The organism is Mycobacterium sp. SM3041 (assembly GCF_039668335.1).
Lineage (GTDB): Bacteria > Actinomycetota > Actinomycetes > Mycobacteriales > Mycobacteriaceae > Mycobacterium.
The window spans coordinates 226,847-252,051 of record NZ_JAYXBQ010000044.1; the positions used below are offsets into that span (position 1 = coordinate 226,847).

Sequence of the window (25,205 nt, forward strand, 5' to 3'; positions counted from 1 at the left end):
CCGCCTCCGCCCAGCGCCGGCTATCGCGCCGGTGATTGGACGGTAAGGCGGCCGACCGCCCGGGACTGAGGTAAGGCCCTACCCCAATCATGTAGCGCAGCTATTGTTTGCCCCCGGCGAACCTGGCAGCATCTGGTGCAAATGGTGTGAGTTTGCTGGGGCTGGGACGCGCCGGAGGTGATCCATAGTGATCCACGAGTGGCCCCTGCATGGACGAGCCGAGGAACTGCGGGCGATCGAGGCGGCTATCCGTCGCCCGGACCGGGCTCGCGGCATCGTCTTGTCGGGCGCTGCCGGTGTCGGCAAGACGCGCCTCGCGCGTGAAGTCGTCACCGCCTGCCGGCCGCCGGGGCGCTCGCGATGGATCGCCGGCACGGCGTCGGCCCGCAGCATCCCGTTGGGCGCGTTCGCCGACATCGCCAGCGACTTCGGCCCCGATCCGTTGCGCCGCGTGCGGGAGGTGATCGACGGCGTGATCGGCGCCGCGCCGACGGGCGCGGTGGTCGTCGGTGTCGATGACGCGCACCTGCTCGACGATCTGTCGGCCTTTGCCGTGCATCAACTCGTCGCACGGAAGCTGGCCACCGTCGTGCTGACTCTGCGATCGGGCGAACCGGCTCCGGACGCCATCACCGCGATCTGGAAAGACGACATACTGGAACGCATTGAACTGCAACCACTTTCCTCGGCAGCCATCGCGAAGCTGGTCGAGCGCATCCTGGGTGGGCCGGTGCATTCACGGTGTGTGCAACAGCTGTGGCAGTACACGCAGGGCAACGTCCTGTATCTGCGCCACCTGTTGGACACCGAGGTCAGCGCCGGCCGGCTGACGCAGCAATCCGGGGTGTGGATGTGGCAGGGGCAGCCACGACTGACACCCACGCTCGCCGAACTGCTCACCACCCGGATCGGCCAGATTCCGGCGGCCGCACGCAATGTGCTGGACGCCCTCGCCGTCACGGAACCACTCGACATCGAAACCCTTGCGGCGGTGACGGATTCCGATGCCATCGCCGAGACGGAAGCGCTCGGACTGATCCGCATCGACGGCAGCGCGACGCCCGCGTCGGTGCGGCTGGCCCATCCGATGCTCGGCGAGGTGCGCCGCACCGACTCACTGCGGATGCGCCGCCTGCACGGTCAGATCGCCGCCGCGCTGATCGCTCGCCCCGCCACCGATCCGCGTGATCTGGTCCGCCGCGCGGTGCTGACACTGAACTCCGACCTGGCCCCCGACCCGGCGATCCTGAACGCGGCGACGTCGGCGGCGATCCAACTGACCGACATGCGGCTCGCGGAGTCACTGGCCGAGCGGGCGGTGGCGGCGGGTGGCGGCCTGGAAGCCGACATCGCCCTGTCGCTGGCCTTGATCTGGCAGGAGCGTGGCGAGGAGGCCGAGGTCATCTTCGCCCGCCTCGCCGCCGACACCTCCGGCCCGCTGCGGGTGCAGGTCGCCCTCCTGCGCGCCCTGAACTTCGCCGTGATCCTCGGTCACACGGCCCGCGCCGAGGCCGAACTGGACAGCGAGATACCGGCAGGCGACGCCACGGTCGCGGCGACGGCCCTGGCGTTGCGCGCGTCGATCGACGTGGCGCGCGGCCGGTCCACGGCCGCCATCGAGCAGGCGCGGCGGGTTGTCGACGACCCGGCTGCCGAACCCGTCGCGCAGATGCTCTCTACGTGGGCGCTGGTGAGCAGCCTGGGGGAGCTGGGCCGCATCGACGAGGTCGAGACGGTCGCGGAGGCCGGCTACCGGCTGGCCGACACCAGTGCCGAGGTGTCGCACCTGCGCCTGCCGCTGGCGTTTCTGCACCTGCACATGCATCGGCTGGCCGGGACCCTCGACCAGGCCGATGTCACCATCGCACGCATCCGCCGCGACACCGTCGACGTCCCGATCGAGGGCTCGTGGCAGGTCGCCGAATCGTGGCACGCCTTCGTGGCGGGCCTGTCGGCCGTCAGCCGGGGCGCCTTGGTCGACGCACACCGGTTGTGCCTGGAATCGCTCGCCGATTTCAGTGCCCGGGACAGCGGCAGCATGCGCAAGATGCTGGCTCGCTTGTGGCTCGTCACTGCCGACGCCATGGCGGGCCGCGCCGAGGATGCGCGCCGCGAGTTCGCCGCGACGCCGTGGTGGCAGGCCGACCCGGACGCCTGCGCCCGCGATCCTGACCGCACGCTGGCCCATGCCTGGGTCTGTGCGGCCGAAGGCGCTGTGTCCGAAGCGATTTCGATAGCCCGGGCGGCTGCGGCGCGGGAGCGTCAGCTCGGCCGGCTGGGCTGGGAGGTCATGCTGCTGCAGACCGCGACGCAGTTCGGCGACCGCACCACCGCGGCCAGGCTCGCCGAGCTCGCGCTGACGGTACGCGGGCCGCGCGCGGCGGCCGCCGCCGCGCATGCCGTCGCGCTGGCCGCGGCCGACGGCGACGGCCTGGTGGCGGCGGCCAAGCACTACGAATACTTCGGCGACCGGGTGGCGGCCGCCGATGCGGCCGCGCAGGCCGCGGCCGTCTACCAACAGGCGGGGCTGCGCGGATCGGGCCTCGGCGCGGCCAGCACCGCGGCGCGGCTGGCGGCCGAATGCGGCGGCGCCGACACCCCGGCGCTGCGGGCCGCGGCGACTCCGTTGGCCATCACCGCCCGGCAACGCGAGATCGTCGGGTTGGCGGCCAAGGGGCTGAGCAACACCGCCATCGCGGAGCGGCTCGGGATGTCCCGTCGCTCCGTGGAGGGCCACATCTTCCGGGCGTGCCAGCGCGTCGGCGTCAACAGCCGCGACCAGTTGGTCGAGCTCGTCTTCGGCCGCCGCTAACCCGGTCCGTCACTGGCCGCGGCGAGCAGCGGCACCAGCACGTCACTGATCGGCGTGGGGATGCCGTGGGCGGCGCCCTTGCGCTGGATGACGCCGTTGCGGATGTCCCACTCCAACGGACGGTGCGCTTCCCGGTCGATCAGCATCGAGGTCGCCATGTCCGTCGGTGCCTGCGCGAGCATGTCGGCGATCTCGTCGACGACACCGTCGGGCAGCGTCGCGCCCTCGGCCCGGGCGACCGCGAGGCACTCGCTCAGGTACCTGCGGGCCACCGCCGCGACGTCGTCGCGCCGGAACATCCCGGAGCGCCGGCCGAACAGCACCATGAACCCGACCACGGCGTTGACCAACAGTTTGCGCCACGCCGCGCTGAGGAAATCCGGGTCGAGCTCGACTGCGATCCCGCTGTCCGCCAGGTCCGCCGCCAGGCGGCCCGCGGCCGCGTCGTCGGGCAGCACCAGCCGCGGGGCGCTCAGCACCTGCACCCAGCCCTCTGGCCGGGTCTCCGCGGCAATCCAGATCGCCGCAGGTACGACGGCGGAGTCGGGGCAGTAGGGCCGTAGCCGGTCGGCCTGTTCGACACCGTTCTGCAGTGCGCAGACCACGGTGTCCGGTCCGCACAACCGGGCCAGCCACGGCGCGGAGGCGGCGTACTGGGTGTCCTTGACCGCCAGCAGCACCACGTCGACCGGACCGGCGACAGCGTCGGGATCGGTGTGCACCGGGCCGGGTACGACGATGGGCGCGCTGCCGTCCATCCGCACCTCGATCGCCTCGCGCGGCGTCCGTCCACACAGCAGGACTTCATGACCCGCGGCGTACAGCAGCGCAGCGATCGTTGATCCGATGGCACCGGGTCCCACGAGGGCAAAGCTCACTGTCGCCAAAATACCGGTCGAGGCGCCCCTTAGACTTAGCGGTCGATTCAGACGTCAGAGGAGATATTCGTGTTGCGCAGCCACGCCGCCGGTTCGTTGCGGTCCACCGATGCCGGTCAGACGGTGACCCTCGCCGGATGGGTGGCGCGTCGGCGCGACCACGGCGGCGTCATCTTCATCGATCTGCGTGACGCCTCCGGAGTCTCCCAGGTGGTGTTCCGGGACGCCGCCGTGCTGGAGCAGGCCCACCGGCTGCGCGCCGAATTCTGCGTCCTGGTCACCGGCACCGTCGAGGTGCGGCCGGAGGGCAACGCCAACAAGGACATCGCCACCGGCGATATCGAGGTCAACGCGACGACGCTCGAGGTGCTGTCCGAGAGCGCGCCGCTGCCGTTCCAGCTCGACGAGACCCCGGGCGAGGAAGCGCGCCTGAAGTACCGCTACCTGGACCTGCGCCGGGAAGGCCCGGGCAACGCGCTCCGGTTGCGCTCCAAGGTCAACGCCGCCGCGCGCGCCGTGCTCGAGAAGCACGACTTCGTCGAGGTCGAGACGCCGACCATGACCCGGTCGACCCCCGAAGGTGCCCGCGACTTCGTGATTCCAGCGCGCCTGCAGCCGGGCTCGTTCTACGCGCTGCCGCAGAGCCCGCAGCTGTTCAAGCAGCTGCTCATGGTGGCGGGCATGGAGCGCTACTACCAGATCGCGCGCTGCTACCGCGACGAGGATTTCCGCGCCGACCGCCAGCCCGAGTTCACCCAGCTGGACCTGGAGATGAGCTTCGTCAACGCCGACGACGTCATGGGCGTCGCCGAAGAGGTGCTGGCCGCGCTGTGGCAGCTCATCGGCGTCGAGCTGACGCTGCCGCTGCCGCGCATCAGCTACGAGGAGGCCATGCGCCGCTTCGGTTCGGACAAACCGGACCTGCGCTTCGCCGTCGAGCTCGTCGAGTGCACCGACTACTTCAAGAACACCCCGTTCCGGGTGTTCCAGGCGCCGTACGTGGGCGCGGTCGTCATGCCGGGCGGGGCCTCACAGCCGCGCCGCACGCTGGACGGCTGGCAGGAGTTCGCCAAGCAGCGCGGTCACAAGGGGCTGGCCTACGTGCTCGTCGGCGAGGACGGCGAGCTGGGCGGCCCGGTGGCCAAGAACCTCACCGACGACGAACGGGCCGGTCTGGCCGCGCACGTCGGCGCGAAGGTGGGGGACTGCATCTTCTTCGCGGCCGGTCCGGCCAAGGGCGCCCGTGCCCTGCTGGGTGCGACGCGCATCGAGATCGCCAAGCGCCTCGACCTGATCGATCCGAACGCCTGGGCGTTCACCTGGGTGGTCGACTGGCCGCTGTTCGAATCCGCGGACGCGGCCACCGCATCGGGCGACGTCGCCGTCGGGTCCGGCGCATGGACCGCGGTGCACCACGCGTTCACCGCGCCGCAGCCCGACTCCATCGCGACGTTCGACACCGACCCGGGTGCCGCGATGGCCGATGCCTACGACATCGTCTGCAACGGCAACGAGATCGGCGGCGGCTCGATCCGTATCCACCGCCGCGATGTCCAGGAGCGGGTGTTCGCGATGATGGGCATCGACGAGGCCGAGGCACAGGACAAGTTCGGATTCCTGTTGGACGCCTTCACCTTTGGCGCGCCGCCCCACGGCGGCCTGGCCTTCGGCTGGGACCGCATCACCGCGCTGCTGGCCGGGGTGGACTCCATCCGCGACGTCATCGCGTTCCCGAAGTCCGGCGGCGGCGTCGACCCGCTGACCGACGCCCCGGCACCGATCACCGCGCAGCAGCGCAAGGAGTCAGGGATCGACTTCAAGCCTGAGAAAAGCGCGTAAGACTTCGGCCATCTGCGCCCGGATCGGCGCCCCGGACACGACGAGGTCGACCATCGTGATCGACAGGTGCGTGTGGCCGCGGGCCTGAACGTGCTCGGTGGGCACGCCGGCCGCGGCCAGTGCGGCGGCGTAGGCGTTGCCTTCGTCGCGCAGTGGGTCGAACTCGCAGGTCACCACCATTGCTGGGGGTAGACCCGCGAGGTTGCCACGCAACGGTGACCGCCGCGGGTCGTCGGCGGGGCCGTCGTACAACTCGGTGAACCACTGCATGAGCGGCGTGGTCAGTCCGTAGCCGTCGGCGTTCTCCTGATACGACGGGTACGGCTGCGCGTCGGTCACCGGGGTCAGCAGGAGTTGCCCGCGGATGTGCGGGCCGCCGTGGTCGCGGGCCCACTGGCACACGGCCGCGGCGATGTTGCCGCCCGCGCTCCAACCGGCGACCGCCAGCCGGTCGGGGAGCCCGCCCAGTGCCGCGGCGTTGTCGGCCACCCACCGCAGCGCGGCGACGCCGTCGTCGATGGCCGCGGGGAACGGATGTTCCGGCGCGTGCCGGTAATTCATCGAGAAGACCAACGCGTCGGCCCGCACGCACAGATCGCGACACAGCGGATCGTCCGACGTCGCGTCGCCCAGCACCCAGCCGCCACCGTGGAAGTAGACGATCACCGGGTGCGGCCGCGGCGTCGCCGGCCGGTACAGCCGGTACTCGAGTTCGCCCGCGAATACACCGTCGATGATCTCGCCGACGTCCGGACCCGGGGGTCGGGCGGCATTGGCCTCGACCATGGCGGCGCGGGCCACCTCGACGGGAAGTGATTCCAGCGGAGGCGGATTCATGGCCGCCACCATCTCCAGCACCATCTGCACGTCCGGTTGCAGCCGTCTGACCACGCCGTCGTGGCACTGCGCACCGTTCGGCCCCGTCAGCTCGAATCCGAGGTAGTCCTGGCTCACCACGTCGGCGCAGGCGGCGGCATAGAAGTCGACACCTGCCGCGTACGGCATGAACGCCCGGGGCTTACCGGGGATGTTGGCGCCGACGTACCACGAATTGGCTTGCGGGAACATGGTGATGGCGCCGGCGTCGGCGACGTGCTGCATCCAGCCGGCCTCGGCGGTGGGCGTCGGTTCGATGGTGTCGAAGCCGTGCTCGCGCAGATATGCCACCGTCTCGGCGACGAGCTCGACGTGCTGTTCGATGGATACCGCCATGTTGGACAGCACCGACGGACTGCCCGGTCCCGTAATCAGGAACAGGTTCGGGAATCCGGTGGTGGTGAGGCCGAGGTAGGTCGACGGCCCTTGTGCCCATTTGTCTTTCAGCGCGAGTCCGTTGCGCCCGACGATGTCGACGGCCGTCACCGCACCGGTGATGGCGTCGAACCCCGTCGCGAACACCAGCGCGTCGAGGTCGAAGGATTCACCCACGGTCTGCACTCCGCTTTCGGTGAGGCCGACCAGCGGCTGGGTGCGGAGGTCGACGAGGCGCACGTGAGGCTGGTTGAACGTGGCGTAGTAGTCGGTGTCGAGGCACAGTCGTTTCGCGCCGACGGGATAATCATTGGGACACAACAGTTCCGCGGTCTGCGGGTCATGTACCGCCGCGCGGATCTTGTCGCGGACGAAGTCGGCGAACGACGCGTTGGCGGCCGGGTTGCTCATCAAGTCGGAGAACATGTTGAGGGTTTCGAGGAGTTCGCCGATCTGCCAGGCGCGTTCGTACCGCTGCTGGCGGTAGGCCTCGGGCACCGCGAACGTCGGGATCAGCGTGCGCTCCTGCGGCACCCCGCCGAACGACGCCCGCGCCGCGGCCCGGTACGCGCGTTCGTCTGCCAGCGCCGCCTGCTTCTCCGGCGACACCGGCCCGTTGTGTGCCGGGATGGAGAAACACGGTGTGCGCTGGAAGACGGTCAGCTGCGCGGCCTGCGCGGCGATCAGTGGAATCGACTGGATGCCCGACGATCCGGTGCCGATCACCCCGACGCGCTTGCCGGTGAAGTCGACCGGTTCGTGCGGCCAGCGGTTGGTGTAAAACGTTTCACCCGTGAAGGTTTCGATGCCCTTGATGTCGGGTTCTTTGGGGATCGACAGGCAGCCGGTGGCCATCACCAGATGACGGCAGGTGACATCGTCACCGTTGCCGGTGCGCACTCGCCACGTGCCGTCGGCCCAGTGCGCGCTGATGACCCGGGTACCGAAGGTGATGTCGCGGCGCAGATCGAACTTGTCGGCGACGTGGTTCAGGTACCGCAGGATTTCCGGTTGGGTGGCGTACTTCTCCGACCATTGCCAGTCGCGGTGCCAGTCCGGGTCGAAGCTGAACATGTAGTCGAGGCTGGGGATGTCGACGCGCGCGCCGGGGTACCGGTTCCAGTACCAGGTACCGCCGACGTCGTCGGCGGCTTCGAAGACGCGGACCGAGAAACCCTGTTGCCGCAGCCGGTGTACCAGATACAGGCCGGCGAACCCGGCTCCCACCACAACTGCGTCCGCGTCTGGCGTCATCGGCACCTCCGTCAATATCAGGCAAGTATCGCGCCGTGACGGGAACATTTGGGCCGGTTCGCGAGGTTGGGTCAGGCATGGCCGAATTCACGGACGCCGCGTCCTTCCATGCCTTCAACGCCGCCATCGTCGACGAGTTCCGCGCCAACGGCGGCAAGGTGGGCGGCCAGTTCGAGGGCGGCAATCTGCTGCTGTTGCACACCACGGGCGCCAAGTCGGGTCAGCCGCGCATGTCGCCGCTGGCGTACCTGCCGGTCGACGGCAAGATCCTCATCGTCGGCTCGAAGGCCGGCGCTCCGACCCATCCGGACTGGGTGCACAACCTCCGCGCCAACCCGAATGCGCATATCGAGATCGGCACCGACGCCGGCCTGGAGGAGTACGACGTCGTCGCCCGCGAACTGCCCGATGACGAGCGCGAGGCCACGTATCCGCTGATCACGGCCGTGGCCCCCGTCTTCGCCGACTACCAGGCGAAGACGTCGCGCGTCATCCCGCTGTTCGAGCTCGTACGCGCCTGAGCGCTACAGCCGCTCGATGATGGTGGCGTTCGCCATGCCGCCGCCTTCGCACATCACCTGCAGACCGTAGCGGCCGCCGCGCTGGTCGAGGGCATTGACCAGCGTGCTCATGATGCGGGCACCGCTGGCGCCCAGGGGGTGACCGATGGCGATGGCGCCGCCGTTGACGTTGGTCTTCGCCAGGTCGGCTCCGGTGTCGGCCGCCCAGGCCAGCACGACGGGTGCGAAGGCCTCGTTCACCTCGAACAGGTCGATGTCCGACAGTGACAGGCCGGAGCGGGCCAGCACCTTCTCGGTCGCGGGGATGACACCGGTCAGCATGTACAGCGGATCCGAGCCGACCGCGGTCATGGTGTGGATGCGGGCCAGCGGCGTGAGCCCATGGCTACGGGCGAAGGCGCCGCTGGTGATCATGACCGCCGCGCTGCCGTCGGACAGCGGTGACGAGTTGCCGGGCGTGATCTCCCAACGGATCTGGGGAAAGCGCGCGGCGTAGGCGTCGCTGTAGAACGCGGGCTTCAGCCCGGCCAGGGTCTCCACGGAGGTGCCCGGCCGGATGATCTCGTCGGCGGTCAGGCCCGCCACCGGCACGAGTTCGTTGTCGAACAGTCCGTCCTTGGCGGCGCGGGCGGCCTTCTCGTGGCTGGCTGCGGAGAACTCGTCGAGCTGGGTGCGGGAGAAGTTCCACCGCGCCGCGATCAGTTCGGCGCTGATGCCCTGGGGGACAAGGCCGTCGGGATACCGCTCGGCCAGGCCGATGCCGAACGGATTGCTGCCCGGCAGGACGGCGGCACCCATCGGCACGCGGGACATCGACTCGACGCCCGCGGCGATCACCGCGTCGTACGACCCGGCCAGCACACCCTGCGCGGCGAACGAGATGGCCTGTTGCGAACTGCCGCACTGGCGGTCGACCGTGGTGCCGGGCACGCTCTCGGGAAAACCGGCGCCCAGCAAGGCATTCCGGGCCGCATTTGCCGCTTGATCTCCGGCTTGCGTGACCACGCCGGCGATGACGTCGTCCACCAGAACCGGGTCGACGCCCGTGCGTTCCACCACGGACCGCAGGCTGTGGGCGAGCAGGTCGGCGGGAAGTACGTCGTGCAGCGCGCCGTTCGCCTTGCCCTTACCGACCGGCGTGCGTACCGCCGCGACGATCACGGCATCGCGGTCTGTGTATCCCGACATGAGAATCCTCCTGTAACTCCACGCTGAGTACTGCTTACTATACCCAGATCTAACACCTGAGTATGGCAAGAGCAACCCAGCGGTAGAGTGATTCGCATGACAGCGCTACAGGGTGTGCTCGCCGAACGCGACAAGTGGTCGGCGGTCGGCCAGTGCGCCATCGAGAAGACCATGTCGTTGGTCGGCACCAAATCCGCCATGCTGCTCATGCGTGAGGCCTACTACGGCACAACGCGTTTCGACGACTTCGCCAAGCGGGTCGGCATCACCAAGGCGGCCACCTCGGCGCGGCTCGCCGAACTGGTGGCGGCCGGCCTGCTGACCAAACGGCCGTACCAGGAGCCGGGTCAGCGCAGCCGCGACGAATACGTGCTGACACAGGCCGGCACCGACTTCATGCCGGTGGTGTGGGCCATGTTCGAGTGGGGCCGCAAACACCTGGGCGACACCGGCCTGCGGCTGACGCACCTGGGCTGCGGCGCCGATGCCACCGTCGAGATCCGGTGCGCGGACGGACACGAGGTCCCGCCCGAGGAACTCGGGATGAAGCTGGCGCGCCGCCGTGGTCGGTAATCTTCGGCCGTGCTGCATCTACGCGTGATCACCCCGCCGGAACTCGCCGATTCGGTGCTCGAGCTCTACCGGCACCACGGCGGCATCGCCAACGTGGTGGCCCACCCGGGCGCGGCGATCGATCCGCGCGGTGACGTCATCACCGCCGACATCGCCCGTGACGCCGCCGACGGGCTGATCAGCGGGCTGCGGGCGCTCGGCATCGATCAGGACGGCGCCATCACGATGGAGGTGCTCGACACCGTGCTGTCGACGGCCGCCTACCGCGCCGAGGACGAGATCGACGGCGACGGCGAAGACGCGGTGGTCTGGGACGAGCTGGTGCTGCGCACCCGCGAGCAGAGCAGCCTCGGCATCTCCTACATGGCGTTCCTGTGCATCGCGTGTCTGCTGGCCGCGGTCGGCGTGCTGACCGATTCGGCGATCACCGTCGTCGGCGCGATGGTCGTGGGCCCCGAATTCGGGCCGCTGGCCGCCCTGGCGGTGGCGGTGGTGCGACGCAAGGGCTATCTCGCGAAGCGCGCGGCGCTGGCCCTGCTCGTCGGATTCCCGGCGGCGATGCTCGTCACAGCGGTGGCCACGCTCGGCTTCGAGGCGCTGGGCTGGGTGACGTTGCGCAGTATCCACGAGCTGCAGAACGTCGACTTCATCTTCCAGGTCGGGCCGTTCTCGTTCGTGGTGGCGCTGCTGGCCGGTGCCGCCGGGATGCTGTCGCTGGTGACGTCCAAATCGGCTGCGCTGGTTGGGGTGTTCATCTCGGTGACGACGGTCCCCGCGGCCGGGATGTCGGTGGTTGCGGCCACCACGCGCGACTGGGATGTGGCCCTGGCGTCGGCGGGGCAGCTGGCCGTCAACATGGTCGGCATCGTGGCGGCGGGGGTGCTGGTCCTGGCCGGGTACAACCGGGCCCGGCGCCGCTAGTTTTCTCGCCCTGCGACCTGCCGGTTCTTGTGGTGGGATCGATCGCTATGGCAATCAAGGTGGCGCTGGAGCACCGCACCAGCTACACGTTCGACCGGCTGGTCAAGGTGTACCCGCACGTGGTTCGGTTGCGCCCCGCGCCGCACTCACGGACGCCGATCGAGGCCTATTCGCTGCAGGTCGAGCCCGCCGACCACTTCATCAACTGGCAACAGGACGCCTTCGGTAACTTCGTGGGGCGCTTGGTCTTTCCGAACCGCGCCACCAAGCTGAGCATCACCGTCGGACTGATCGCCGACCTCAAGGTCATCAACCCGTTCGACTTCTTCATCGAGGAATGGGCCGAAACCGTCCCGTTCGCCTACCCGGACAACCTGCTCGACGACCTCAAGCCCTACCTGCGCCCCGTCGACGACTCCGACGATGTGACGGCGGCCTGGGTCCGGAACTTCGACGTGGTGCCCGGCACCGGCACCATCGACTTCCTGGTGTCGCTGAACCGGGCGGTCAATGCCGACGTCGGCTACAGCGTCCGCCTCGAACCCGGTGTCCAGACACCGGATCACACCCTGCGCACCGGCATCGGCTCGTGCCGGGACTCCGCCTGGCTGCTGGTCGCGATCCTGCGGAAGATGGGCTTCGCCGCCCGCTTCGTGTCCGGCTACCTGGTGCAACTGGCCGCCGACATCGAGGCGCTCGACGGACCGTCGGGCCCCGCCGCCGACTTCACCGACCTGCACGCCTGGGCCGAGGTGTACATCCCGGGCGCCGGCTGGGTCGGCCTCGACGCGACCTCGGGTCTGCTGGCCGGGGAGGGCCACATCCCGCTGTCGGCGACGCCGCACCCGGAATCGGCCGCCCCGATCACCGGCGCCGTCGAGCCCTGCGAATCCACGCTCGACTTCGTCAACGTGGTGACGCGGGTGCACGAGGACCCGCGCGTCACCCTGCCGTACACCGAACAGGCATGGGAGTCGATCCGGGCCCTCGGCGCCGTCATCGATGAACGGATGGCCGAGCGCGACGTGCGGCTGACCGTCGGCGGCGAACCCACCTTCGTCTCGATCGACAACCAGACCGACGAGGAATGGACCACGGCCGCCGACGGCCCGCACAAGCGCGTGCTCGCCTCGGCGCTCACCGCCCAGCTGAAAGCCGCCTGGGCCCCGGACGGGCTGGTACAGCGCAGCCAGGGCAAGTGGTATCCGGGGGAGCCGTTGCCGCGCTGGCAGATCGGGCTGATGTGGCGCACCGACGGGACGCCACTGTGGACCGATGCGGCGCTGCTGGCCGATCCGTGGTCCGGTGAATCCCATGAGGTTTCACCGGATGCCGCGCGCCGGTTGCTCACCGAGATCGCCGACGGGCTCGGGCTGCCGGACAGTCAGGTGCGTCCGGCGTACGAGGACGCCCTCGCCCGGCTGGCCGCTGCCGTCCGGCGGCCGGATGGGGATCCGGTCACCGACGACCTGACGGACGACGGAGCCGCCCAGCGGAAAGCCTTGGCGGACAAGCTCGATGCCGCGGTGACCGAACCCGCGGCCCACGTGTTGCCCCTGCATCGCCGTGAGGACGACACCGGATGGGTCTCCGCCGACTGGAAACTGCGCCGCGGGCGATTGGTGCTCATCGGCGGCGATTCACCTGCGGGCCTGCGATTGCCGCTCGACTCGATCAGCTGGCAGCCGCCGCGCCCGGTGCCCGACGCCGACCCGCTGGCGCCCGGGCGCCCCGATGGTTCCACCACACCGGCGACCGTCGTCAGCGCCGACGGCGCACCTCCCACCGCCCTGGTCGCCGAGGTCCGCGACGGTCTGCTGTACGTATTCCTGCCGCCCACAACGGCATTCGACGATTTCGCCGATCTGGTCGGCCGGATCGAGAAAGCCGCTGCCAATCTCGGCGTCGTCGTCGTGATCGAGGGCTACGGGCCGCCGCCGGACCCCAGGCTCCAGCAGATGACCGTCACCCCCGACCCGGGCGTCATCGAGGTCAACGTGGCGCCCACCGCCGGCTTCGCCGAGCAGGCCGCACAATTGGAGACCCTGTACGAGGCGGCCCGGCAGGCCCGGCTCGGCACGGAGTCCTTCGACGTCGACGGCACCCACGGCGGCACGGGCGGTGGCAACCACATCACCCTCGGGGGCGTCACCCCTGCCGACTCACCGCTGCTGCGCCGGCCCGACCTGCTGGTGTCGATGCTGACGTACTGGCAACGGCATCCGGCGCTGTCGTACCTGTTCTCCGGCCGGTTCGTCGGCACCACGTCGCAGGCCCCGCGCGTCGACGAAGGCCGCCTCGAGGCGCTGTACGAGCTGGAGATCGCGTTCGCCGAGATCGAGCGCGTGGCCGAGGGAGCTCCGTGGGCCGTCGACCGCGCCCTGCGGCACCTCCTCACCGACATCACCGGCAACACGCACCGCGCCGAGTTCTGCATCGACAAGCTCTACAGCCCCGACAGTGCCCGCGGCCGGCTCGGCCTGCTGGAACTGCGCGGCTTCGAGATGCCGCCGCATTTCCAGATGGCCATGGTGCAGTCGCTGCTGGTGCGGTCGCTGGTCGCATGGTTCTGGGACGAGCCGCTGCGGGCCCCGCTGATCCGGCACGGTGAGAACCTGCACGGCCGGTACCTGTTGCCGCACTTCGTCATTCAAGACATCGCCGAGGTCGCCGCCGACCTGCGGGCGCACGGCATACCGTTCGACACCAGCTGGCTGGATCCGTTCACCGAGTTCCGCTTCCCCCGGATCGGCAGCATCATTCTGGACGGTGCCGAGTTGGAGCTGCGCGGCGCCATCGAGCCGTGGAACACCCTCGGCGAGGAATCCACCGGCACCGGCACCGCCCGCTACGTCGACTCCTCGGTGGAGCGGCTGCAGGTCCGGCTCATCGGCGCCGACCGGAACCGGTACCTCGTCACGGTGAACGGTCACCCCATCCCGCTGCTGGCCACCGACTCGCCCGACGTGCAGGTCGGCGGCGTCCGGTACCGGGCCTGGCAACCACCGAGCGCGCTGCACCCCACCATCACCGTCGACGGACCGCTGCGGTTCGAACTCGTGGATGGGTTCACCGGTTTCTCCAAAGGCGGCTGTACCTACCACGTCTCGCATCCGGGAGGCCGCGCATACGACACCCCGCCGGTCAACGCCGTCGAAGCCGAGTCGCGACGGGGCCGCCGTTTCGAGGCCATCGGATTCACCCCGGGCGCCGTCGATCTGGCCGATCTCCGGGAGAAGCGGGCCCGTCAATCCACCGATGGCGGAGCGTCGGGCATCCTCGATCTGCGCCGGGTGCGTACCGTTCTGCGGTAATGGTTCTCCGTACACACACATCCCCAGAGCTGGCCGAGGAGGCGGCGCCCGTCGGCGACCCACTGGCCGGATATCGGGCCGACCGGGCCCAGGAGCCGTTGTTCGACGTCCGCGACGTGGCCGGTGTCGGTTACGACGAGCTGGTCGATGAGTCGGGCGCGATCAGGCCGGCCTGGCAGGAGCTGACCGACTGCGTCCGCGACCGCGGTCGGGCCGGCCTGGACCAGCTGCGTGGCGTCGTCCGGGAACTCGTCGACAACGACGGCATCAGCTATGTGCAGGTCGACCGGGACGGCGAGACCGTCACCGACATCGACGGCACGCCGGTGGTGGACACGTGGCAGCTCGACGCCCTGCCCCTGGTGTTGTCCGCGGCGGACTGGCGCACCCTCGAATCCGGATTGGTGCAACGTTCCCGCCTGCTCGACGCGGTGCTCACCGACCTGTACGGCGCGCGCCGCGCCATCACCTCCGGCGTGCTGCCGCCGGAGTTGTTGTACGCCCATCCCGGTTACGTGCGGGCGGCCCGCGGCATCACGGTGCCGGGCCGCCACCAGCTGTTCCTGCACGGCTGCGACGTCAGCCGCCACCGCGACGGTGGCTTCGCGGTGAACGCGGACTGGACGCAGGCGCCGTCGGGTGCCGGGTACGCGCTCGCCGACCGGCGGGTCGTCGCGCACGCGGTGCCCGAGCTGTACGAGAAGATGGCGCCGCGTCCGGCGTCGCCCTGGGCACAGGCCCTGCGGCTGGCGCTGATCGATGCGGCACCGGAAGCCGCGCGCGAGCCGGTGGTCGTCGTCCTCAGTCCCGGCAGTCACTCCGAGACCGCCTTCGACCAGGCCTACCTCGCCGGCGTGTTGGGTTTCCCATTGGTCGAGAGCGCCGACCTCGTGGTGCGTGACGGCAATCTCTGGATGCGCTCACTCGGCACCCTCAAGCGGGTCGACGTCGTGCTGCGCCGGGTGGACGCCGAGTACGCCGATCCCTTGGACCTGCGTCCGGATTCCCGGCTCGGCGTCGTCGGCCTCGTCGAGGTGCTGCGCCGCGGGGCGGTGACGGTGGTGAACACCCTCGGCAGCGGCATCCTCGAAAGCCCGGGTATCGCCCGCTTCCTGCCGGAGCTGGCCGAACTGCTCACCGGGGAGACCCCGGAACTGCCGAGCGCCCGATGTTTCTGGGGCGGCATCGACGCCGAGCGTTCGCACCTGTTGAGCAAACTGTCCACCCTGTTGATCCGGCCGGTGACCGGCGGACCGGCGATCGTCGGCCCCGCCCTGTCCAGCGCCAAGCGGGCCGCGCTGGCGGCCCGGATCTCCGCCGCCCCGTGGCAATGGATGGGCCAGGAACTGCCCGAGTTCTCCACGGCCCCCGTGGATCTGCTGCCCAGCGGACTGTCCGCCGACAGCGTCGGGATGCGGCTGTTCACCGTCGCCCAGCGCGGGGGATACGCGCCGATGATCGGTGGGCTGGGCTACGTGCTGGCCCGCGGGCACGCCGCCTACGGCATGGAAACCGTTGCGGCCAAGGATGTCTGGGTGCGATCGCCCGACCGGGCCGCGGTGGTGCAGACGCAGGCCGTCGAGCTGCCGGCCATGACGGCGAGCCCGACCCGCGCGGTGAGCTCGCCGCGTGTGCTCTCCGACCTGTTCTGGCTGGGCCGGTACGCCGAACGTGCCGAGTTCACCGCCCGGCTGCTCACCGTCACCCGCGAGCGCTACCACGAATTCCGCTACCGGCGGGACCTCGGCGGCAGTGATTGCGTGCCAGTACTGCTGACCGCGCTGGGCCAGATCACCGGCACGGACACCGGCGCCGACGGCGACTACGCCGAACAACTGGCCATCACGCCGACCACGCTGTGGGCGCTCACCGCCGACCGGCACCGTCCGGGCTCGCTGGCGCAGTCCGTCGAACGGCTGGGCCTGGCCGCGCGCGCCGTCCGCGACCAGATGTCGAACGACACCTGGATGGTGCTCGCCGCCGTCGAACGCGCGGTGCTGCAGCCGTCCGACCGCGCTCGGCAGCGCCAGGGCACCGCACTGCCGCCGCCGGATTCGAAGACCAAGGGGGAGGCGTACCTGTCGACCGCGCCCAGCCAGACCCTGGCGGGGATGCTGGCCCTGTCCGGCGTGGCGGCCGAATCCATGGTGCGTGACGTGGGCTGGACGATGATGGACATCGGCAAGCGCATCGAGCGCGGTCTCGGCCTGACCGCGCTGCTGCGGGCCACCCTCACCACCGCCCACGGTGCCGAGACCGAACGGACCGTCAGCGAGTCCGTGCTCGTGGTGTGTGAATCGGCGGTGATGTACCGCAGGCGCATGCTGGGACAGGTGAGCGTGGCAGCCATCGCCGACCTGGTGCTGTTCGACGAGGAGAACCCGCGGTCGCTGGCCTTCCAGTTCGAGCGCCTGCGCACCGACCTGCGGGCACTGCCGTCCTCGACGGGATCGACCCGCCCGGAACGGATGATCGACGAGATCGCCGCCCGCCTGCGACGCCAGGATCCGGCCGATCTCGAGCACGTCACCGACGACGGGCGGCGCGCTGAACTCGCCGAGCTGCTCGACGGTATGCACACCGATCTGCGGGAGTTGTCCGAGCTGATCCGGGCCGCGCACCTGGCCCTCCCGAGTGGCATGCAGCCGCTGTGGGGCCCCGACGAACGGCGGCAGATGCCATGAGCTGCGAGTACCAGATCACCCATCGCACGCGGTACCGCTACTCCGACGTCGTCACCAGCTCGTACGGCCGCGGATTCCTCACCCCGCGCGACAGCGGTCAGCAGCGCTGCCAGTCGTACCGGCTCAACATCGACCCCGAACCTGCCGACCGTTCCACGAGCCGGGACGCGTACGGCAACATCAGCTCGTATTTCCATGTGACGCAACCACATCACGAACTCGTCGTGACGGGACGCAGCATCGTGGAGGTCGACCCGCCGCCCGCCGAGTGGTACGCCGCAGGTGCGGCGCTGGCGCCGTGGGAGCAGTCCCGGCCGACGGGGCCGGACGGTGCGCTGGCCACCGAATTCGTGCTCGACCTGCAACCCGCGGAGATCACCGACGAGGTGCGGGATTACGCCGCACCGAGTTTCGTGCCGGGCCGTCCGCTGATCGAGGTGCTGCGCGACCTGAACTCGCGCATCTTCGCCGACTTCACCTACCGGTCCGGGTCGACGACGGTGTCCACCCGGGTCGCGGAAGTCCTGGCCGCCCGCGAAGGGGTGTGCCAGGACTTCGCCCGCCTGGCCATCGCCTGCCTGCGCGCGAACGGTCTTGCCGCCAGCTATGTTTCGGGGTATCTGGCCACCGACCCGCCGCCGGGCAAAGAACGTATGGTGGGAATCGATGCCACCCATGCCTGGGCGTCAGTGTGGACGCCGCAGAACAACTGGCTGGGGCTGGACCCGACCAACGACCAGATGGTCGACGAACGCTACATCGTGGTCGGGTTCGGGCGCGACTACGCCGACGTGCCGCCGCTGCGCGGCATCATCTACACCGACTCAGAGAGCAGCATCATCGACGTCTCCGTCGACGTCGCACCTATTGCGGGAGGCGAACTGCGTGCGTGACTTCAACTGCCCCAACTGCGGCCAGCGGCTGGCCTTCGAGAACTCGGTGTGCCTGGGCTGCGGCAGCGCCCTGGGGTTCTCGCTGGACGACATGGCGCTGTTGGTGATCGCGCCGCCGGACGGTACCGGCGACAGCGACCACGCCGGAGCGGTGGCCTCGACCGACTACCAGCTGTGCGCGAATCTTCATCTGGCGCAATGCAACTGGCTGGTCCGGATCGAGCCGGTGCGGCAGCTGTGCCCATCCTGCGCGTTGACCCGGACGCGCCCCAATGACGACGACACCAAGGCGCTGGCGGCCTTCGCGGTCGCCGAGCAGGCCAAGCGCCGGCTGATCGCCGAACTGACGGAGCTGGGCCTGTCGACCGAGGGCCTGGCCTTCGACCTGTTGTCCAGCGAGCAGCAACAGGTGTTCACCGGGCACCAGAACGGCGTCATCACCCTGGACCTCGCCGAGGGCGACGACGTGCACCGCGAACAGCTGCGCATCGCCATGGCCGAGCCGTACCGGACGCTGCTGGGCCACTTCCGCCACGAGATCGGGCACTACTACTTCTACCGGCTGGTCGAGCCGTCGCCCGATGCCCTCGCGCGGTTCACCGAATTGTTCGGGGACCCCGACGCCGACTACCAGGCGGCGCTGGACCGGCACTACCGCGACGGTGCGCCCGCCGGGTGGGAGGAGCAGTACGTGTCGTCGTACGCCACGATGCATCCGGCCGAGGACTGGGCCGAGACGTTCGCGCACTATCTGCACATCCGGGACGCCCTCGACACCGCGGCGGCCTTCGGTTTCGCGCCCGCCGGCGCCACCTTCGAGCGGCGGGTGCTGGGCCCCAGCGGATTTGACACCCTGATCGAGCTCTGGCTGCCGCTGGCCTGGGCGTTGAACATGGTCAACCGGTCGATGGGCAAAGAGGATCTGTATCCGTTCGTGCTGCCGGCCGCGGTGCTCGAGAAGATGCGGTTCATCCATACGGCGGTGGACGAGGCGGGCGCCTCCCGCGCGGCGCGTTGACGCGGTCACGGCGATAGAGCACGATCGCGCCCATGATGCGCGTACGGGTGGGGGCGGCGGTGCTATTGGGTCTGGTGGCCCTGTCACCGGCCGGGTGTAGCTCGAAAACCACGGTCAAGGCCGACGACGCCGCCAAACAGGTGGTCAAGCTGGTGTCGGATCAGAACAAGTTCACCCCCACCGACGTGAAGTGTCCGTCCGACGTGGAGGCCACCAAGGGCGCCCAGTTCGACTGCCACTTCACCGGTCCGCGCAAGGTCCAGTACGTCGCCCACATGAAGATCGTGAAAGTCGACGGTGAACGCATCACCTGTGACATCAAGGTCGAGAAGGCCCCGTAACCGGTCTGTGACGAAAACACGGGTGGCGCAACCGGATCTGGCCCGCAATCGTTCCTAGGATCGGTGCCGTGAGCGACCGATACGGATCCGATGTACTGGCCCGCAACCCGAACGCCAGGAAGCGTTCGACCGAGCAACCCGCCGAGAAGGGGCTCGTGGTGGAGTGCGCCACGACCGGCTTCGTCGGCGCCGTGATCTCGGTTGAGTACGGCCGCATGGTCCTCGAGGATTTCGACGGCTACCGCAAGCCGTTCCCCATCGGCCCGGGCTATCTGGTCGACGGCAATCCCGTCATCCTCACCGCGCCCAAGCGCACCGCGCCGGCCGCGCCCACCCGCACGGCCTCGGGTTCGGTTGCGGTGCAAGGACATCGGGCCCGCACCGCGCTGGCCAGCCGCATCTACGTGGAGGGCCGCCACGACGCCGAACTGGTCGAGCAGGTGTGGGGACACGATCTGCGGGTCGAGGGCGTGGTCGTCGAGTACCTCGGCGGTGTCGACGACCTGGCCGCCATCGTGCGCGAGTTCCAGCCGGGACCGGGCCGCCGGCTCGGCGTGCTCGTCGATCACCTGGTGTCGGGCTCGAAGGAGGCCCGGATCGCCGAACAGGTGCGCCGTGGTCCGGGTGGCGAGCACACGCTGGTCGTGGGCCATCCGTTCATCGACATCTGGGAGGCCGTCAAGCCCGCCCGCATCGGGCGTGAGGCGTGGCCCGTCATCCCGCGCGGCATCGAGTGGAAGCACGGCGTGTGCGACGCGCTCGGCTGGCCGCACGCCGACCAGGCCGACATCGCCCACGCGTGGCAGCGCATCCGGGGCCGGGTGCGGGACTGGAACGACCTCGAACCCGCGCTGATCGGACGGGTCGAGGAACTCATCGACTTCGTGACCGCACCTGCCGACTGAACCGCCGGTCGGTGCGGCGTGGTAAGCCTGAACCGTGTCTGATGGGCTGTTCGACGTAGGGGGCGAACCCGACGTATCGTCCGCCGCCCCCACCCAGGCACCATTGGCGGTGCGGATGCGGCCCGCCGGCCTCGACGAGGTCGTCGGCCAGGATCACCTGCTCAAGCCGGGTTCGCCGCTGCGCCGCCTGGTCGAAGGCTCGGGCGCGGCGAGCGTCATCCTGTACGGGCCGCCCGGCACCGGCAAGACCACCCTGGCGTCGCTGATCTCCGGGGCCACCGGCCGCCGGTTCGAGGCGCTGTCGGCGCTGTCGGCCGGCGTCAAGGACGTCCGCGCGGTGATAGAAGAAGCACGTCGAGGCGCGATTCACGGCCGTCAGACCGTGCTGTTCATCGACGAGGTGCACCGCTTCTCCAAGACGCAGCAGGACGCCCTGCTGGCGGCCGTCGAGAACCGGGTGGTGCTGCTGGTGGCGGCGACCACCGAGAATCCGTCGTTCTCGGTGGTGGCGCCGCTGCTGTCGCGGTCGCTGATCCTGCAGCTGCAGCCGCTCACGGCCGACGCCGTCCGGACCGTCGTGCAGCGGGCGATCACCGATCCGCGCGGTCTGGGCGGTGCCGTCGAGGTCGACGACGACGCCGTCGAGCTGCTCGTGACGCTGTCGGCGGGTGATGCGCGGCGGGCGCTGACGGCACTGGAGGTCGCCGCCGAGGCCGGTGAACGCGTGACGGTTGACGTCATCGAGCAGTCCCTCGACAAGGCTGCCGTGCGCTACGACCGCGACGGGGATCAGCACTACGACGTCGTCAGCGCGTTCATCAAATCGGTGCGCGGCTCGGACGTCGACGCCGCACTGCACTACCTGGCGCGGATGCTGACCGCGGGGGAGGACCCGCGCTTCATCGCCCGCCGGCTGATGATCCTGGCCAGCGAGGACATCGGCATCGCCGATCCGACGGCCCTGCCGATCGCCGTCGCCGCCGCGCAGACCGTGCAGCTCATCGGGCTACCGGAGGCTCAACTGACCCTCGCCCATGCGACGGTGCACCTGGCGACGGCGCCGAAATCCAACGCCGTGACCGTCGCCCTCGGCGCGGCGATGGCCGACATCAAGGCCGGCAAGGCCGGCATGGTGCCCGCGCATCTGCGCGACGGGCACTACGCCGGTGCCGCCGCCCTCGGCCACGCCCAGGGCTACAAATACGCGCACGACCACCCGGGTGGTGTTGCGGCGCAACAGTATCCACCCGATGAGCTGGTCGGGGTCGACTACTACCGGCCCACCGCGTATGGGGCGGAACGCGAGATCGGCGGCCGGTTGGAGAAGCTGCGCGCCATCATCCGGCGCAAGCGCTAGACCAGTTCGGGTACCCGCAGGTGGGCGATCGCGAGATCGAATGCGCAGTCGGCGATCTCCGACGCCCCGGCGGCCTGCACCGATTCGACCTTCAGTGCCGTGGCCTGCTGCCAGTAGTCCGCCATCAACTCGCGGGTGCGGAAGGACGCCGACGACACCGCACGGCCCGAACCGCGGTCGACGAGCAGGCTGGCGCTGCAGAACCCCGGCAGGTGCTCGATCTGCCGCAGCACGGTGTCGCGGTAGTAGTCGATGCCGGCTTCCATGAGATCCGGCGGCACTGTGAGCCAGGTGGCCCGCACACACGCGCCGTTACCGCGCTCACGGTGCAGAACGGCGATCTCCCACTCCTCGACCAGCGGGGCGCCGCCACCGAAGCGTTCGGCGGCGAGATTGCGGAGCCGGCGGCCCTCGCCGGCGCTGTAATGCAGGGCGTCCTCGGACTCCCACGCGCTGGTGGCGATGCACCGGCCGGATTCCCGGTCGACCAGCAGGGACAGGCCGATGGAACCGGGAAGTTCCTGCAGCACGGGCATGACCTCGTCGCGGATATAGGCAATGCCGTCATCGATCTGGTCAGGGCTCGCCATCATCGTGGTAGAACGTGCGAACACGGTCCACCCCCTCTTTGTTCAGGGCGGCGCTCCGGTGGCGCCACCGGATAGACACAACTGTCCGCCGCGGCGGCGCTGCGCACAAGGCCGACCGGTACTGTTATCCGGGCAACTACCCGGTCCCCAGACGGACAACAGAAGGACAACAGCACGTGCAGACACACGAGATCAGGAAACGATTCCTCGATCATTTCGTGAAAGCGGGCCACACCGAGGTGCCGAGCGCATCGGTGATCCTGGACGATCCGAACCTGTTGTTCGTCAACGCCGGCATGGTGCAGTTCGTGCCGTATTTCCTGGGCGACCGCACCCCGTCGTATGACAAGGCGACCAGCGTCCAGAAGTGCATCCGCACACCGGACATCGACGAGGTCGGCATCACCACCCGGCACAACACGTTCTTCCAGATGGCCGGCAACTTCTCGTTCGGCGACTACTTCAAGCGTGGCGCCATCGCGCTCGCCTGGGACCTGCTGACCAACCCGGTGTCCGAGGGCGGCTACGGCTTCGATCCCGAAAAGCTCTGGGCCACCGTCTATCTCGATGACGACGAGGCCATCGGGCTGTGGGAGGAGATCGCCGGTCTGCCGCCCGAGCGCATCCAGCGCCGCGGCAAGGCCGACAACTACTGGTCCATGGGTATCCCGGGGCCCTGCGGTCCGTGTTCGGAGATCTACTACGACCGCGGCCCCGAGTACGGCATCGACGGTGGTCCCGAGGCCAACGAGGACCGCTACATCGAGATCTGGAATCTCGTGTTCATGGAGAACGAGCGCGGCGAGGGCACCAGCAAGACCGACTTCGAAATCCTCGGCCCGCTGCCGCGCCAGAACATCGACACCGGCATGGGTGTCGAGCGCATCGCCTGCCTGCTGCAGGGTGTCGACAACGTCTACGAGACCGACCTGGTCCGCCCGGTGATCGACATGGTCGCCTCGGTGGCCCCGCGCCACTACGGCGCCGGCAACCACGCCGACGATGTGCGCTACCGCGTCATCGCCGACCACAGCCGCACCGCCGCGATCATCATCGGCGACGGCGTCACCCCGGGTAACGAGGGCCGCGGCTACGTGCTGCGCCGCCTGCTTCGCCGCATCATCCGCGCCGCCAAGCTGCTCGGTGTCGAGCAGCCGATCATGAGCGACCTGATGGCCACCGTGCGCGACACGATGGGTCCGTCGTACCCGGAGCTGGTCACCGACTTCGAGCGCATCAACCGCATCGCGGTCGCCGAGGAGACCGCCTTCAACCGCACCCTCGCGTCGGGTTCGCGGCTGTTCGAGGACGCGGCGGCGGCCACCAAGGCCGCCGGCAAGACCGTCGTCTCCGGTAGTGACGCCTTCACGCTGCACGACACCTACGGTTTCCCGGTCGAGCTGACACTGGAGATGGCGGCCGAAGCCGGCCTGACCGTCGACGAAGAGGGCTTCCGGGGCCTGATGGCCGAGCAGCGCGCCCGCGCCAAGGCCGACGCCGCCGCCCGCAAGCACGCGCACGCCGACCTGTCCGCCTACCGCGACCTGGTCGACGCCGGCCCCACCGAGTTCACCGGTTTCGACGAATTGACCTCCGAGGCACGGATTCTCGGCATCTTCGTGGACGGCAAGCGGGTGCCGGTGGTGACGCACGGCAGTGAGGGCTCGGATCGCGTCGAGCTCGTGCTGGACCGCACGCCGCTGTACGCCGAATCGGGTGGCCAGATCGCCGACACCGGAACGATCACCGGCACCGGGTCGTCGGCCACCGCCAAGGCCGCTGTCACCGATGTGCAGAAGATCGCCAAAACGCTGTGGGTGCACACCGTCAACGTCGAGTCCGGCGAGTTCGTCGAGGGCGACACCGTCACCGCCGCCGTCGACCCGACCTGGCGCCGCGGTGCCACGCAGGGCCACTCCGGCACGCACATGGTGCACGCCGCACTGCGGCAGGTGCTGGGCCCCAACGCCGTTCAGGCCGGCTCGCTGAACCGGCCGGGCTACCTACGCTTCGACTTCAACTACCAGGGCGCGCTGACCGACGCACAGCGCACCGAAGTGGAGGAAGTCACCAACGAGGCCGTGCAGGCCGACTTCGAGGTGCACACCTTCCACGAGAAGCTGGAGAAGGCCAAGGCGATGGGCGCCATGGCGATGTTCGGCGAGTCCTACCCGGACGAGGTCCGCGTCGTCGAGATCGGCGGCCCGTTCTCGCTGGAGCTGTGCGGTGGTACGCACGTCGAGCGCTCGGCGCAGATCGGCCCGGTGACGATCCTCGGTGAGTCGTCGGTGGGTTCGGGTGTGCGTCGTGTCGAGGCCTACGTCGGGCTCGAGTCGTTCCGGCACCTCGCCAAGGAACGTGCGCTGATGGCCGGCCTGGCCGCGTCGCTGAAGGTGCCCTCGGAAGAGGTGCCCGCCCGCGTCGCCACCCTGGTCGAGAAGCTCAAGGCCGCCGAGAAGGAACTCGACAAGGTCCGCCTGGCCGGTGCCAAGGCGGCCGCCGCCGACGCCGCGGCCGGTGCCGAGGTCATCGGCAAGGTCCGCGTCGTCGCCCAGCGGATGGCCGGCGGCATCTCCGGTGGTGACCTGCGCACCCTGGTCGGCGACATCAAGGGTAAGCTCGGCTCGGAGCCCGCGGTGATCGCGCTGATCGCCGACTCGGGCGAGTCGGTGCCGTACGTGGTGGCCGTCAACGCCGCCGCGCAGGACCTCGGGTTCAAGGCCAACGAACTGGTGCAGCAGCTGGGCGCCGCCGTCGGTGGCCGTGGTGGTGGAAAGGCCGATCTGGCACAGGGTTCCGGTAAGGGGGCAGCGGGTATCGACGCGGGTCTGGCCGCGCTACGCGCTGAACTGGGCCGGAGCTAGCT

The 25,205-nt window shown here is 69.6% G+C and carries 17 protein-coding genes; 13 read left to right on the forward strand and 4 right to left on the reverse strand.

Annotated elements, in window-relative coordinates; translation table 11 throughout:
- Positions 1-187 precede the first annotated feature (187 nt).
- On the forward strand, positions 188-2,812 hold the full coding sequence (locus tag VXD91_RS13330; protein WP_346415613.1) for a LuxR C-terminal-related transcriptional regulator: 2,625 nt from the start codon (positions 188-190) through the stop codon (positions 2,810-2,812).
- Here the strand turns inward: VXD91_RS13330 and VXD91_RS13335 are convergent.
- Entirely contained in the window at positions 2,809-3,690 is an 882-nt protein-coding gene (locus VXD91_RS13335) for an oxidoreductase (protein WP_346415614.1), read from the reverse strand. The two genes, VXD91_RS13330 and VXD91_RS13335, sit on opposite strands and share 4 nt — an antisense overlap.
- A gap of 63 nt (positions 3,691-3,753) precedes the next feature.
- Between VXD91_RS13335 and aspS the strand changes: the two genes are divergently transcribed.
- Complete coding sequence (aspS, locus tag VXD91_RS13340) at positions 3,754-5,529, forward strand: aspartate--tRNA ligase (RefSeq protein WP_346415695.1); 1,776 nt, start codon at positions 3,754-3,756, stop codon at positions 5,527-5,529.
- On the opposite strand, the gene VXD91_RS13345 is transcribed toward aspS, so the two are convergent.
- Complete coding sequence (locus VXD91_RS13345; RefSeq protein WP_346415615.1) at positions 5,494-8,034, reverse strand: alpha/beta hydrolase fold domain-containing protein; 2,541 nt, start codon at positions 8,032-8,034, stop codon at positions 5,494-5,496. The genes aspS and VXD91_RS13345 overlap by 36 nt on opposite strands.
- Positions 8,035-8,111: 77 nt before the next feature.
- Between VXD91_RS13345 and VXD91_RS13350 the strand changes: the two genes are divergently transcribed.
- A complete protein-coding gene (locus VXD91_RS13350) occupies positions 8,112-8,555 on the forward strand; it encodes a nitroreductase family deazaflavin-dependent oxidoreductase (protein WP_346415616.1) in 444 nt (147 codons plus the stop codon).
- Positions 8,556-8,558: 3 nt separating this feature from the next.
- On the opposite strand, the gene VXD91_RS13355 is transcribed toward VXD91_RS13350, so the two are convergent.
- Positions 8,559-9,743: an acetyl-CoA C-acyltransferase gene (locus VXD91_RS13355; protein WP_346415617.1), complete on the reverse strand. Its 1,185-nt coding sequence runs from the start codon at positions 9,741-9,743 to the stop codon at positions 8,559-8,561.
- Between the two features lie 96 nt (positions 9,744-9,839).
- Between VXD91_RS13355 and VXD91_RS13360 the strand changes: the two genes are divergently transcribed.
- From VXD91_RS13360 to VXD91_RS13400, 9 genes are all read left to right on the forward strand, one after another.
- Positions 9,840-10,316 (forward strand): helix-turn-helix domain-containing protein, encoded by a 477-nt coding sequence (locus VXD91_RS13360; RefSeq protein ID WP_212811586.1) that lies wholly within the window; start codon positions 9,840-9,842, stop codon positions 10,314-10,316.
- A gap of 9 nt (positions 10,317-10,325) precedes the next feature.
- A complete protein-coding gene (locus VXD91_RS13365; protein ID WP_346415618.1) occupies positions 10,326-11,237 on the forward strand; it encodes a DUF389 domain-containing protein in 912 nt (303 codons plus the stop codon).
- A gap of 47 nt (positions 11,238-11,284) precedes the next feature.
- The gene (locus tag VXD91_RS13370) at positions 11,285-14,551 is read left to right on the forward strand and encodes a transglutaminase family protein (RefSeq protein ID WP_346415619.1); all 3,267 of its coding nucleotides are present in this window, start codon (positions 11,285-11,287) and stop codon (positions 14,549-14,551) included.
- On the forward strand, positions 14,551-17,235 hold the full coding sequence (locus VXD91_RS13375; protein WP_346415620.1) for a circularly permuted type 2 ATP-grasp protein: 2,685 nt from the start codon (positions 14,551-14,553) through the stop codon (positions 17,233-17,235). The genes VXD91_RS13370 and VXD91_RS13375 overlap by 1 nt, the downstream gene beginning before the upstream one ends.
- Positions 17,232-18,128, forward strand: a complete 897-nt coding sequence (locus VXD91_RS13380) for a transglutaminase family protein (RefSeq protein WP_346415621.1) — start codon at positions 17,232-17,234, stop codon at positions 18,126-18,128. Before VXD91_RS13375 ends, VXD91_RS13380 begins: the two co-directional genes overlap by 4 nt.
- On the forward strand, positions 18,121-19,146 hold the full coding sequence (locus tag VXD91_RS13385; RefSeq protein WP_212811581.1) for a putative zinc-binding metallopeptidase: 1,026 nt from the start codon (positions 18,121-18,123) through the stop codon (positions 19,144-19,146). The genes VXD91_RS13380 and VXD91_RS13385 overlap by 8 nt, the downstream gene beginning before the upstream one ends.
- Before the next feature lie 32 nt (positions 19,147-19,178).
- The gene (locus VXD91_RS13390; RefSeq protein ID WP_346415622.1) at positions 19,179-19,487 is read left to right on the forward strand and encodes a DUF4333 domain-containing protein; all 309 of its coding nucleotides are present in this window, start codon (positions 19,179-19,181) and stop codon (positions 19,485-19,487) included.
- A 68-nt stretch (positions 19,488-19,555) separates the two neighbouring features.
- Positions 19,556-20,392, forward strand: coding sequence for a DUF3097 domain-containing protein (locus VXD91_RS13395; protein WP_212811580.1), 837 nt, complete (start codon positions 19,556-19,558; stop codon positions 20,390-20,392).
- Positions 20,393-20,426: 34 nt separating this feature from the next.
- Positions 20,427-21,749, forward strand: coding sequence for a replication-associated recombination protein A (locus VXD91_RS13400; RefSeq protein ID WP_346415623.1), 1,323 nt, complete (start codon positions 20,427-20,429; stop codon positions 21,747-21,749).
- On the opposite strand, the gene VXD91_RS13405 is transcribed toward VXD91_RS13400, so the two are convergent.
- Entirely contained in the window at positions 21,746-22,363 is a 618-nt protein-coding gene (locus tag VXD91_RS13405) for a hypothetical protein (RefSeq protein ID WP_346415624.1), read from the reverse strand. The two genes, VXD91_RS13400 and VXD91_RS13405, sit on opposite strands and share 4 nt — an antisense overlap.
- A 152-nt stretch (positions 22,364-22,515) precedes the next feature.
- Between VXD91_RS13405 and alaS the strand changes: the two genes are divergently transcribed.
- Positions 22,516-25,203 (forward strand): alanine--tRNA ligase, encoded by a 2,688-nt coding sequence (gene alaS, locus VXD91_RS13410; RefSeq protein ID WP_346415625.1) that lies wholly within the window; start codon positions 22,516-22,518, stop codon positions 25,201-25,203.
- Positions 25,204-25,205 lie beyond the last annotated feature (2 nt).